Raw genomic sequence first — 12,328 nt, forward strand, 5'->3', positions numbered from 1 at the left:
TGCATCCCGGGACGCTCCGCGTCCCTGCCGAAGCGGACGCGGAGCGTCCATTGAGGCATTCCCACGCAGAGCGTGGGAACGATCATTAGCACCATACCAAGAACAATAAGATTGGGAGCCCGCCATGTCGGTCGATCCGCAACACCTGCTGCGCGAGCTGTTTGCCACAGCCATTGACGCGGCCCATCCGCAGCAAGTCCTCGAAGCCTATCTGCCCAAAGATCGCAGCGGTCGCGTGATCGTCATCGGTGCCGGTAAAGCCGCCGCGGCCATGGCCCAAGTGGTCGAGCGCTGCTGGCAGGGTGAAGTCTGCGGCCTGGTGGTGACCCGCTACGGCCACGGCGCCCCATGCGAAAAAATCGAAGTGGTCGAAGCCGCGCACCCGGTGCCGGATGCGGCCGGTCTGGCCGTGGCCAAACGCGTGTTGGACCTGGTCAGCAACCTGAGCGAAGACGACCGCGTGATCTTCCTGCTCTCCGGCGGCGGCTCGGCGCTGCTCGCGTTGCCGGCGGCGGGCATCACCCTTGCCGACAAGCAATCGATCAACAAAGCCCTGCTCAAATCCGGCGCGACCATTGGCGAGATGAACTGCGTGCGCAAGCACCTCTCAGCAATCAAGGGCGGCCGTCTCGGCAAGGCCTGCTGGCCGGCGACTGTTTATACCTACGCGATTTCCGATGTACCGGGCGACCTCGCCACGGTCATCGCCTCCGGCCCGACCGTAGCCGACCCGAGCACCTCGGCCGAAGCCCTGGCGATCCTCAAGCGCTACAACATCGACGTCCCGGTGTCCGTGCGCAACTGGCTGCAAAACCCTGAGTCGGAAACCGTCAAACCCGGCGACCCGAGCCTGGCCCGCAGCCATTTCCAGTTGATCGCCCGACCACAGCAATCCCTGGAAGCGGCGGCGGTGAAGTGCCGTCAGGCCGGTTTCAGTCCGCTGATCCTCGGTGATCTGGAAGGCGAATCCCGAGAGGTGGCGAAGGTCCACGCCGGCATCGCCCGGCAAATCGTTTTGCATGGCCAGCCATTGGCCGCGCCGTGCGTGATTCTGTCCGGCGGCGAAACCACGGTCACCGTGCGCGGCAATGGTCGCGGCGGGCGCAACGCCGAATTCCTGCTGAGCCTGACCGACAGCCTCAAAGGCCTGCCCGGCGTGTACGCCCTGGCTGGCGACACCGATGGCATCGACGGCTCCGAAGACAACGCCGGCGCGATCATGACCCCGGACAGCTACGCCCGCGCCGTTGCCCTCGGCTTGAGCGCCAGCGACGAGCTGGACAACAACAATGGCTACGGCTATTTCGAGGCGCTGGACGCCCTGATTGTCACCGAGCCGACCCGCACCAACGTCAACGACTTCCGCGCGATCCTGATTCTCGAGAGCACAAAAAATGACGCCTGATAAAAAGGTCAAAATCCTCGCCACCCTCGGCCCGGCCACCGATGGCATCGATGACATTCGTGAACTAGTGCAGGCCGGGGTGAATATCTTCCGGCTGAATTTCAGCCACGGCGATCACGCCGACCATGCCCAGCGCTATCAGTGGATTCGTGAAGTCGAGCGCCAGCTGAATTACCCGTTGGGGATTCTGATGGACCTGCAAGGCCCGAAACTGCGGGTCGGCAAGTTCGCCGAGGGCAAGGTGCAACTGCATCGCGGCCAGGCCCTGCGCCTGGACCTGGATCCGACGCCGGGCGATCAACGCCGGGTCAACCTGCCGCACCCGGAAATCATCGCGGCGCTGGAACCGGGCATGGACCTGCTGCTGGACGACGGCAAGTTGCGTCTGCGGGTGGTGACCAAGTACGCCGACGCAATTGATACCACGGTGCTGAATGGCGGTGAATTGTCCGATCGCAAAGGCGTGAATGTGCCGCAAGCGGTGCTCGACCTGAGCCCGCTGACGGCCAAGGATCGTCGCGATTTGAGCTTCGGCCTGGAGCTGGGTGTGGACTGGGTCGCGCTGTCGTTTGTGCAGCGCCCGGAAGACATCCGCGAAGCCCGCGCGCTGATCGGCGACAAGGCGTTTTTGATGGCCAAGATCGAGAAGCCATCAGCGGTGACGCAACTACGGGAAATCGCTGAGTTGAGCGACGCGATCATGGTTGCTCGCGGTGATCTGGGCGTGGAAGTACCGGCTGAAAGCGTGCCGCAGATTCAGAAGAACATCATCAGCATCTGCCGTCAGCTTGGTAAACCGGTGGTGGTGGCGACGCAGATGCTGGAGTCGATGCGCTTCTCCCCTGCTCCGACTCGCGCCGAAGTCACTGACGTGGCCAACGCTGTGGCTGAAGGCGCGGATGCGGTGATGCTGTCGGCGGAAACCGCGTCCGGCGAATACCCGCTGGAAGCCGTGCAGATGATGAGCAAGATCATCCGCCAGGTGGAAAACGGCCCGGACTATCAGACGCAACTGGACGTGAGCCGGCCGAAGGCTGAAGCCACGGTTTCCGATGCGATCAGCTGCGCGATTCGCCGTATCAGTAACGTGCTGCCAGTGGCGGTGCTGGTGAATTACAGCGAGTCCGGCACTTCCAGTCTGCGTGCGGCGCGGGAACGGCCGACGGTGCCAATCCTCAACCTGACGCCGAACCTGCAAACTGCCCGCCGCTTGACCGTGGCGTGGGGCGTGCACTCGGTGGTGAATGATCGGCTGCGCCAGGTGGATGAGGTGTGTTCGACGGCGCTGGAGATTGCCCAGGCCCAAGGCATGGCGCAGCGCGGGGATACGTTGTTGATCACCGCGGGTGTGCCGTTTGGGCAGCCGGGGTCGACTAACTCGTTGCGTATCGAGACGTTGATTTAACCCACACGATGATCGTTCCCATGCTCTGCGTGGGAGTGCAGCCCGGGACGCTCTGCGTCCCAAGAGCAGACGCAGAGCGTCCATTGAGGCATTCCTTTGCTGCGCGTGGGAACGATCTGTACTAAGACCCTTATCATGCCTGCCAACCACTTCAACACCCACTGCCCCGACTGGGCCACTGCCCTGCTCAACGGTTTCAGTCAGATCTTCCTCCAGCGCCATCCGCTGTGCGGTCTGTTGTGCCTGTTAGCGATTCTTTTTACCGCACCGACCCTGCTCGGCGGTGCACTGTTGGGCGGGGTCGCCGGGTTGCTCACCGCGCAGCGTCGCGGCTACGCCAAGGCTGATCGTCAGGCCGGGCTCTTCAGCTATAACGGCGTTCTGCTTGGCTTGCTGCTGAGCCTGTATTTCCCCTGGTCCGCGATGTTGCCCCTGCTAATCATTGCCTGCGGCGGTCTGAGCGCGATGATTACGCAACAGTGGCTCAAACGCGCGCGGGTCAGCCAATATCTGCCGGCCTACACCACCCCCTTTGTGGGGATGAGCTGGTTGCTGCTGTGCTTCGCCACACCGTCGACCACGGCGCATTTGATCGAAATCAACACGCTGAACCTACTCGCGGCCCCGCTCAAAGGCCTCGGCCAAGTGATGTTCCTTGGCCATCCACTGGCCGGTTCGCTGATTGCCGCCGGTTTGCTGATCGCTGATCGCCGCGCCTTCTGTTGGGCGTTGCTGGCATCCGTCGCGGGCATGGGCTGGAGTCTGCTGCACCACGACTTCTACAGCGCCTTGCTGGGACTGGGGAGCTATAACGCCGTACTCGCCGCCCTTGCCTTCAGCTCGCAGCGCCAGCAATCGTGGCTGCCTTTGCTCGGTATTGTGTCAGCGCTGTTGCTGACGCCGTTGTTTGCCGCCATCGGTCTGCCCACGCTGACCGCGCCGTTCATCCTCGCCTGCTGGCTGGTCCGTGCCGCCACGCAAAAGCTCGGCAAAGCCACAGTCGTCCATGAGCCTTGCGCTACCGGGGAGAATCAACCTAGGCTTCGCTGATTCTCGGTTCAGGCGGTATCCATGGACAGCAGCAAAAACTGGCGTGAAGAACTTTACGTCATGGTATTTCAGAGTGACACCAAGGCCGGGCGGCGCTTCGACGGCATCCTGCTGTTGATCATTCTCGCCAGCATCGTGATCGTGATGCTCGACAGCATCGACGCGATCCACCAGAACTACGCCGACGTGCTGGCGTACATCGAGTGGGGCTTCACCGTTATTTTCGCCATCGAATACGGCCTGCGCCTGTACTGCTCGCCCAAGCCGTTGCGCTATGCGTTCAGCTTTTATGGCTTGGTGGATTTGCTGGCGATCGTGCCCGGCATCCTCGCGCTGTATTACGCCGATGCACAGTACCTGCTGATTATTCGAATCATTCGGATGCTGCGGATTTTCCGCGTGCTCAAGCTCAGTCCGTACCTCAAGCAAGCCAACTATCTGATGTCGGCGCTGCGCGGCAGCAAGCAGAAGATCGTGGTATTCCTTGTCAGCGTGTGCACGCTGGTGACGGTGTTCGGCACGTTGATGTACGTGATCGAAGGCCCGGAACACGGCTTCACCAGCATTCCCAAGGGCATCTATTGGGCGATCGTGACGCTGACCACCGTCGGCTTCGGCGACATCGTGCCGAAAACGCCGCTGGGCCAGGTGATTTCGTCGCTGGTGATGATCACCGGTTACTCGATCATCGCCGTGCCGACCGGGATTTTCACCGCCGAACTGGCCAACGCCATGCGCGGCGAACAACTGCAACACGACTGCCCGGTGTGCAAGAAAAACAGCCACGAACATGGCGCGGCATTTTGCTCGCGGTGTGGCAATCAGCTGTTTAAGAAAATGGAATAAGCAAAGTGCTTTTTAATCTTTAAAGGCCTATGCAAGCCCGGCTATAGTCGCTGGCAAATTGCCTCACTTTTAATAAAAACACTTATTCAGAACAAGGAATGCGCAGTGAAAAAACTCTTTGGCGCCTCACTTCTGGCCGCTGGCCTGGCACTGACCAGCGTGGCTCAGGCCGCACCGACCCTGCTCAACGTTTCCTACGACGTGATGCGCGATTTCTACAAGGACTACAACACTGCGTTCCAGAAACACTGGCAAGCCGAGCACAACGAAAACATCACCCTGCAGATGTCCTTCGGCGGCTCCAGCAAACAAGCGCGCTCGGTGATCGACGGCCTGCCGGCTGACGTCATCACCATGAACATGGCCACCGACATCAACGCCCTGGCGGACAACGGCAAACTGATCCCGGACAACTGGGTCACGCGCCTGCCGAACAACAGTGCGCCGTTTACCTCGGCCACGGTGTTCATCGTTCGCAAAGGCAACCCGAAAGCCCTGAAAGACTGGCCGGATCTACTCAAGGACGGCGTACAAGTGATCGTGCCGAACCCGAAAACCTCGGGCAACGGCCGCTACACCTACCTCTCGGCCTGGGGTTATGTGCTGAAGAACGGCGGCGACGAAAACAAGGCCAAAGCCTTCGTCGGCAAACTGTTCAAGCAAGCACCGGTGCTCGATACCGGTGGCCGCGCCGCCACCACAACCTTCATGACCAACCAGATCGGCGACGTGCTGGTGACCTTCGAAAACGAAGCGGAAATGATTGCCCGCGAGTTTGGTCGTGATCAGTTTGAAGTGATTTACCCGAGTGTTTCGGCCGAGGCTGAGCCGCCGGTTTCTGTCGTCGATAAAGTCGTCGACAAGAAAGGCTCCCGCGCCGCGGCCGAGGAATACCTGAAATACCTGTGGTCGCCGGAAGGTCAGGAGATTGCGGCGGCGAACTACCTGCGTCCGCGAGACCCAGCGGTATTGGCCAAGTACACCGATCGCTTCCCGAAAGTTGATTTCCTCTCGGTAGAGAAGACCTTTGGCGACTGGCGCACCGTGCAAAAGACCCACTTCAATGATGGCGGGATCTTTGATCAGATTTATGCGCAATAACAGCTAAAGCTTAATGAAAAAGGCGACCTGCAGAGGTCGCCTTTTTTATGGCCGCTGTGTCACCCAAATCCACTGCAGGACGGCGATCCCCCGTTGATCGTTCCCACGCTCTGCGTGGGAATGCAGCCCGGGACGCTCCGCGTCCCAAGCGGACGCGGAGCGTCCATTGAGGCGTTCCCACGCGGAACGTGGGAACGATCGGTTGGGGTCATTACATCGGCGGTGTCACGCCATCCTTGCCGGCCGAAATCGACTGAGCCGTCAGCGTCCCGTCCGCACTTTGCGTCACGAACGTCACGATCTTCACACCCACCTTCAGCAAGCTGCGATCACCCGGCACCAGATTCACAATCGGCACATCCTCCGGCACCAGAATCTTCTGCTGGCCGCCCTTGTAGTTGACGGTCAGGGTGCGGCCATTGCTGACGACCAGATCACCAACACTGCCATTGGTCATGCTGCTGCCTTTGGCCAAATCGAAAGGCCGATGGCCGTCGCCGCTGCCGGCCAGCTCCGGCGGGAAGACGTGGACTTCCAGGGCCTTGAGCGTGCCGTCATCCTGGGGAATGGCCGCCGAGCCGATGTAGCTGCCGGGTTTGATGTCTTCGATATTGGCCAGGGTGACGGCGCGGACTTTGGTGTCCTGGGTCAGGTTGATCACCACGTTTTCGCCGCTGTTGACGTGGACTTTCAAGCTGTCGGCGCTGACACCGGTGATCTCGCCGCGTACGCCAATGCGCATGCCCGGCGCTTCGGCTGCCAGGGCGACACCTGCCGTGAATAGACTGATCAAGGTAACCACTGACGCACTGCGAATCAGGTGACGAAACATCGCATTCATGGAAGGGCCTTCCTGTTATGAACCGTGAAGAGAGAACATAAGCACGCTATCGAACAAGATGTAAGTGAATGTATCATCGGGCCTCAATGTTTTGCCGCAAGGTTCATCGATGGACAGCACACGCGTCCGTCATTCATTCCGCAAAGGAATGATTACTATCACCCCAACCTCTCTTCCGCCGTACTGGTCAGCCCTTTAGCCTTCGCGCATTCCTCCTGTTTAGCGAGACACGTTATGAACCCAGCGACTCAGGCGCCCCACAGCGCCGTGACAATGACCAAAGGCATGGTGATGTTGTTCGCCTTCTGCTGCGGCGCCATTGTCGCCAACATTTACTACGCCCAGCCGATCATCGGCCTGATCGCGCCGGACATCGGCCTGACCAGCACCATGGCCAGCTTCATCGTCTCGCTGACCCAGATCGGCTATGCGCTGGGCCTGTTTTTCCTGGTGCCGCTGGGTGATCTGCTGGAAAACCGCAAGCTGATGATCATCACCACCCTGGTGGCGATTGCCAGCCTGCTGGGCGCGGCGTTTACCGATCAGCCGAATGTGTTCCTGCTGATTTCGTTGCTGGTGGGTTTCAGTTCGGTGTCGGTGCAGATCCTCATTCCACTGGCCGCCCATCTGGCGCCGGAAGAATCCCGCGGCCGGGTGGTCGGCGGGATCATGGGCGGTTTGCTGCTGGGTATTCTGCTGGCGCGGCCAGTGTCCAGCGTGGTGGCGGACCACTTCGGCTGGCGGGCGATGTTCATCATTGCCGCGGCGTTGATGGCGGCGATCAGCATCGTGCTGGCGATGACGATTCCCAAGCGCCAGCCTGATCACAGTGCCTCTTACGGCCAGTTGCTCGGTTCGCTGTGGACGTTGCTGCGTCAACAACCGGTCCTGCGCCAACGGGCGTTTTACCAGGGTTGCATGTTCGCCACCTTCAGCCTGTTCTGGACCGCCGTGCCGCTGGAACTGGCGCGCAATCATGGCCTGAGCCAAACCCAGATCGCGCTCTTCGCCCTGGTCGGCGCCATCGGTGCCATCGCCGCGCCGATTGCCGGTCGCCTGGCCGATGCCGGCCACACCCGCATCGCCTCACTGCTGGCCCTGGTGTTCGCCAGCCTGAGCTTCCTGCCAGCGTTCATCCACCCGATCTACAGCGTCATCGGCCTGGCCGTCACTGGCGTGGTGCTCGACTTCTGCGTGCAGATGAACATGGTCCTCGGCCAACGCGCGGTCTACGCCCTCGACGCCAAGAGCCGCAGCCGTTTGAACGCGCTGTACATGACCAGCATCTTCATCGGCGGCGCGTTTGGCTCGTCGGTAGCCAGTGCGGTGTATGAGCATGGCGGCTGGTTGTGGATCGTGATTGTGGGGAGTGCGTTTCCGTTGGTGGCGTTGTTGCGGTTCTTGAGTGTTTCGCGCGTCGCAGAGCCCGTGACGGCCTGATCGAGACCGCTATCGACGCAGCGGGCGTGGATGTTTATCCTCACGCCCACTCAGGTGCTTGCAATCATCGAGGCACACATGGAGCTGCCGCCGAACAGCGCAATCAAGGAAGATTTCCCCCTCATGTCTTCAAAAAACCCTGAGCGTCTGCGACGCCAGCGCAAGGCGTTGCGCGATAAAGAACGCAAAGCCAACCCTCCTCCCGTGGCTGAAACTGACTTCACGCACGTTATCGCCGAACTGAAGGAAGAACAGCGAACCCGGCACGAGAGTCGTTTTGCCACCAACTTTGTGGTGTGGACGTTGGCAGTGGTGTTCTACGCCATCGTCATGCTGGTGATGATCTACAACCCGGGAATCTGGCTTGGTAACCAGAGCTGGGCCTGGAAGATTGGCAAATACTTTCTGCCGATGATGACCTGGCCTTATCTGCTGAACTTGTTGTTTTCCAGAGTTGGGGTGGTGCGCGCCTGGGGCCTGTCCGTTCTCGCCAGTTGCATATGGTGGTTCGGCTGCCTGTTTCTGCAGTTCGGCGAGAAGGCGGTGGTGATGTACAACGAAGCGTCGCCACCGCAGACCGTCACAGCGTGCATAGACTCCATCAGGAGAACCTATTCCTTCGACTTTATGAGCACCCGGCAAAGGAACAAGCCAACCCCGGGCATCCCCTACACAACCTTTCGCCTCAGCCCTCAGAACAGCAGCATCAGCCCGCTCACCAGTGCAGACACACGGGGACATGTTGACGAGTCCTACACCGGCGAAGTTGAAATAGCCCTGAGTCAAAGTGCACTGGGAACGTCAATCAGGGAGCTCATCAGCCACCATGGCATGACTGACCTTTGCAGACCTCCCGATCAAGCGCGATGACACGTTGATCGCTTACGGGCATGCCCTCCGCCGGCTTGCCCGTGAACATGTTGTTTCATTCAATGCCGAACCAATTTTTCCATCGCCGCATCCGCCAAAAAGGAGGAGCGGCTTTTGACGTTATGTTCCCGCACATAGCGGTCGATACGCTGGATGACATAGCCGGGCAATGTCACATTGACCTTCTCGGTTTTGCCCATGTAAGGCGCAATGTCCAGTTCCAGCATTCCCCAGCCCATATCAACAAACTCGGGATTGCCACGGTGTGCGGCCGCTGAAGTCGGCATAGGAATCGGCTCTCCGTCAGCCGCAATTTCCTGCAGCATTACGTGAGCAACCTCGATTGCAGCGTTATAGGCGTCTTCAAACGTATCCCCGGCAGTGACAGCGCCCGGAATATCGGGGATCTGAATACCGATGGCGGTGTTCTCGTCGCCCCACTCGATACAGATGGGATATTGCATTATGGATCTCCTGTGTAACTGGCAGGCGGGCAATACAGCCCGGCTCGCCTCCTGATGCTTTTAACCGTCCCGATCGGTAAATCCTTTTTCGGGTGCGGGACGGGGATCGTGTATGGGTTGTAACGGTGAGTGAAGATGTGATGACTGCCGGTGACCCGGTCCAGTGTCCAGCCCGCCTCCTCCAGCTCCTTGATCAATAGCCTGCTTTGCACCACCGGCCTCCTTGCTCCGGCCAAACAAAAGCAACTCTAGAGTTATCTTTATTCAAGCATGAAAACTGGAAGCACGACGTTCGGTTGTTTTACAGAGTGTGATTCGAGACACGACATTCCCCCCAAGAATGAATCCTATGCCCCCCACCCACGTTCCCCGCTGCCCCGTCCAAGGTCACCATTGATCCCAGCCAACCGGCTTCCTCTTCAAGGATTACGATCATGACCCTGCAAGCAAAACTCGATGCGTTCAAAGCTGACTTCAAGGCCGGTAAACCGCCTTACAACGCCCCGGCTGAAATCCACCCGATCATGGAGCGCGCCACTGCGGAATTGATTGCGTCCGGCGCGGCCGGCAAAGCCCTGAAGGTCGGGGATAAGGCGCCGTTGTTTACGCTCAAGGACCCCGACGGCAACCCTGTGTCCTCCGCCGATCTGCTGGCCAAGGGTCTGTTGGTGCTGACGTTCTATCGCGGTGTCTGGTGCCCGTACTGCAACATGGAGCTGCAAGCCGTGCAGGCGTTCCTGCCGACGTTGCAGGAATTCGGGGCGAACCTGGTGGCGATCTCGCCGCAGATCGCCGCCAACAGCCGCAAATCGGTGCGCACCAACGGGTTGGAGTTCCCGATCCTGAGCGACACTCACAACGATGTAGCGCAGGCTTTCGGTCTGCGTTTCGCGTTGCCGGATTACCTGGTCGAGTTGTACAAAAACCTGCGCAACGACCTGCCCACCTTCAACGATGACCCGTCCTGGACCCTGCCGATGCCGGCGCGTTATGTGATCGGTCAGGATGGCGTGATCCGTTACGCCGAGGTCAACCCGGATTACACTCAGCGGCCAGAGCCTGAAGCGATGCTGGATGCGCTTCGCGGCTGAACCGATCAAGTGCCGCGTTACCCGCGGCACATCCTGATAGGAGTTGTCATGACCCGACGTACATTTCTCATCACCGGCGCCAGCAAAGGCATTGGTCGTGCCGTGGCCGAGCACTTGGACCGTGCTGGTCATCGCGTGGTCGGGATTGCCCGGACACCCGACCTGTCGTTTCCCGGCACGCTGTTTCCACTCGACCTGGGCGACAGGACGCTGACCCGGGAAGTATTGGCTGATCTGGCCAGCCAGTACGAGTTCGATGGGCTGGTGAACAACGTCGGCCTGGTCCGACCGCAGGTGTTGGGCGAAATCGACCTCGACACCTTTGACGACGTGATGCGGGTCAATCTGCACTCAGCCCTGCAAACAACCCAGACGTTGCTGCCGAACATGCGCGCCAAAGGCTGGGGCCGAGTGGTGAATATTTCCAGCCTGACGGTGCTCGGGATCACCCAGCGCACGGCGTATGCGGCGGCGAAAGCGGCGCTGGTCAGCTTCACCCGATCCTGGGCGCTGGAACTGGCGCAAACCGGGATCACGGTCAACGCCGTGGCCCCCGGCCCGACGGAAACGGAACTGTTCCGAGAGAACAATCCGATTGGCAGCGAAGGTGAAGCGCGTTATCTGGCTAGCGTACCGATGGGCCGGTTGGGGCAACCGGAAGAAATCGCTTCGGCGATTGCCTTTCTGTTGTCCGAGCAGAGCGGGTTCATTACCGGGCAGACACTGTTTGTCGATGGTGGTGCTTCGGTGGGTAAAGCGGCGTTTTGATGGGTTTTTTCAGACCACATAAACCCCCTATGGGAGCGGGCTTGCTCGCGAAGGCGGCGTGTCAGTCGATATCAATGTTGCTGATACATCGCTTTCGCGAGCAAGCCCGCTCCCACAGGGGGATCTCGGCAAGTCACCACATTTGCACAAGGACTCAAGATGGATCGCCTCGGCGCAATGGAAACCTTCGTCTATGTGGTGGAAACCGGTTCGTTTTCCGCAGCGGCCCGGCGTCTGAATATCGGCCAGCCCGCCGTGTCGAAAACCATCGCGCAACTGGAAACACGACTGTCGGTGCGCCTATTGTTGCGCTCGACCCGTGGCCTGACCCCCACCGAAGCCGGGCGGGCCTTCTTCGACCGGGCCAAACGCGCCATCGAAGAAGCCGACGAGGCCGACAACGCTGCTCGCGGTGACGCCAGCGGGCTGACCGGCAACTTGCGGATCTGCGCCGCCGTGACCTTCGGCCGGTTGCACATCGTCCCGCATCTGGGGCCGTTTCTCGAACAGAACCCTGAATTGAACATCGACCTGATGCTCGATGACCGCAATATCAATCTGGTGGAAGAAGGCGTCGATGTCGCCCTGCGCATGGGCGCTCAGAGCGACTCCGGCCTCACCGCCCGCAAGATCGCCGAGTGCCGGCGCGTGGTGCTAGGCACGCCGCAGTATTTCGAAAAACACGGCAAACCGGCCTGCCCTGCCGATCTGACTAAACATCAAGCCGTTGTTTACAGTTTGGGCGGCGGCGCGAATTGGCCGTTCAAGCAAGGCGACGAAGAACACCCGGTGATCATCAGCGGCCGCATCCGCGTCAACGCCGCCGAAGGCCTGCGTGAATCAGTGCTGGCTCATCTGGGGCTGACCATGGCGTCCGAGTGGATGTTTGCGCCGGAACTCGCCAGTGGTGCAGTCGTGGAAGTGATGAGCGATTGGACCTTGCCGAATCAGGACCTGTGGGCGGTGTTTCCGACGGGAAGGATGGCCAGCGTGAAGGCTCGGGCGTTTGTGGATTACGTTCAGGCGTTACTGGCTAAGGGGTCGTAA

Annotated in this window: 13 protein-coding genes; 10 read left to right on the forward strand and 3 right to left on the reverse strand. The window is 60.1% G+C overall.

Annotation, left to right across the window (positions count from 1 at the left end):
- Positions 1–124 precede the first annotated feature (124 nt).
- The 5 genes from HKK53_RS11960 (at position 125) to HKK53_RS11980 (ending at position 5,807) form a co-directional block, all read left to right on the forward strand.
- Positions 125–1,405 (forward strand): glycerate kinase type-2 family protein, encoded by a 1,281-nt coding sequence (locus HKK53_RS11960; RefSeq protein ID WP_169370985.1) that lies wholly within the window; start codon positions 125–127, stop codon positions 1,403–1,405.
- Positions 1,395–2,810: a pyruvate kinase gene (gene pyk, locus HKK53_RS11965; protein ID WP_169370986.1), complete on the forward strand. Its 1,416-nt coding sequence runs from the start codon at positions 1,395–1,397 to the stop codon at positions 2,808–2,810. The genes HKK53_RS11960 and pyk overlap by 11 nt, the downstream gene beginning before the upstream one ends.
- A gap of 135 nt (positions 2,811–2,945) precedes the next feature.
- Positions 2,946–3,860 (forward strand): urea transporter, encoded by a 915-nt coding sequence (locus tag HKK53_RS11970; protein WP_169370987.1) that lies wholly within the window; start codon positions 2,946–2,948, stop codon positions 3,858–3,860.
- A 21-nt stretch (positions 3,861–3,881) separates the two neighbouring features.
- A complete protein-coding gene (locus HKK53_RS11975; protein WP_169370988.1) occupies positions 3,882–4,706 on the forward strand; it encodes an ion transporter in 825 nt (274 codons plus the stop codon).
- A 105-nt stretch (positions 4,707–4,811) separates the two neighbouring features.
- Positions 4,812–5,807: a sulfate ABC transporter substrate-binding protein gene (locus tag HKK53_RS11980; protein ID WP_149656989.1), complete on the forward strand. Its 996-nt coding sequence runs from the start codon at positions 4,812–4,814 to the stop codon at positions 5,805–5,807.
- A gap of 211 nt (positions 5,808–6,018) precedes the next feature.
- Here HKK53_RS11980 and HKK53_RS11985 read toward each other — a convergent pair whose 3' ends face one another.
- Positions 6,019–6,648 (reverse strand): hypothetical protein, encoded by a 630-nt coding sequence (locus HKK53_RS11985; protein WP_178117451.1) that lies wholly within the window; start codon positions 6,646–6,648, stop codon positions 6,019–6,021.
- Between the two features lie 234 nt (positions 6,649–6,882).
- Here HKK53_RS11985 and HKK53_RS11990 point away from each other — a divergent pair, with 234 nt between their 5' ends.
- Complete coding sequence (locus tag HKK53_RS11990; protein WP_169370989.1) at positions 6,883–8,088, forward strand: MFS transporter; 1,206 nt, start codon at positions 6,883–6,885, stop codon at positions 8,086–8,088.
- A 30-nt stretch (positions 8,089–8,118) separates the two neighbouring features.
- Entirely contained in the window at positions 8,119–8,958 is an 840-nt protein-coding gene (locus HKK53_RS11995; protein WP_169370990.1) for a hypothetical protein, read from the forward strand.
- 59 nt (positions 8,959–9,017) lie between these two features.
- On the opposite strand, the gene HKK53_RS12000 is transcribed toward HKK53_RS11995, so the two are convergent.
- Entirely contained in the window at positions 9,018–9,422 is a 405-nt protein-coding gene (locus tag HKK53_RS12000) for a type II toxin-antitoxin system HicB family antitoxin (RefSeq protein WP_169370991.1), read from the reverse strand.
- The gene (locus HKK53_RS12005; protein ID WP_163909086.1) at positions 9,422–9,634 is read right to left on the reverse strand and encodes a type II toxin-antitoxin system HicA family toxin; all 213 of its coding nucleotides are present in this window, start codon (positions 9,632–9,634) and stop codon (positions 9,422–9,424) included. Before HKK53_RS12005 ends, HKK53_RS12000 begins: the two co-directional genes overlap by 1 nt.
- 222 nt (positions 9,635–9,856) lie before the next feature.
- On the opposite strand from HKK53_RS12005, the gene HKK53_RS12010 reads away from it, so the two are divergent.
- From HKK53_RS12010 to HKK53_RS12020, 3 genes are all read left to right on the forward strand, one after another.
- On the forward strand, positions 9,857–10,513 hold the full coding sequence (locus HKK53_RS12010) for a peroxiredoxin-like family protein (protein WP_169370992.1): 657 nt from the start codon (positions 9,857–9,859) through the stop codon (positions 10,511–10,513).
- 48 nt (positions 10,514–10,561) lie between these two features.
- A complete protein-coding gene (locus HKK53_RS12015; protein ID WP_169370993.1) occupies positions 10,562–11,281 on the forward strand; it encodes an SDR family oxidoreductase in 720 nt (239 codons plus the stop codon).
- A 159-nt stretch (positions 11,282–11,440) separates the two neighbouring features.
- The gene (locus tag HKK53_RS12020; RefSeq protein WP_169370994.1) at positions 11,441–12,328 is read left to right on the forward strand and encodes a LysR family transcriptional regulator; all 888 of its coding nucleotides are present in this window, start codon (positions 11,441–11,443) and stop codon (positions 12,326–12,328) included.

Source organism: Pseudomonas sp. ADAK7 (assembly GCF_012935675.1).
Classification (GTDB): Bacteria; Pseudomonadota; Gammaproteobacteria; order Pseudomonadales; family Pseudomonadaceae; genus Aquipseudomonas.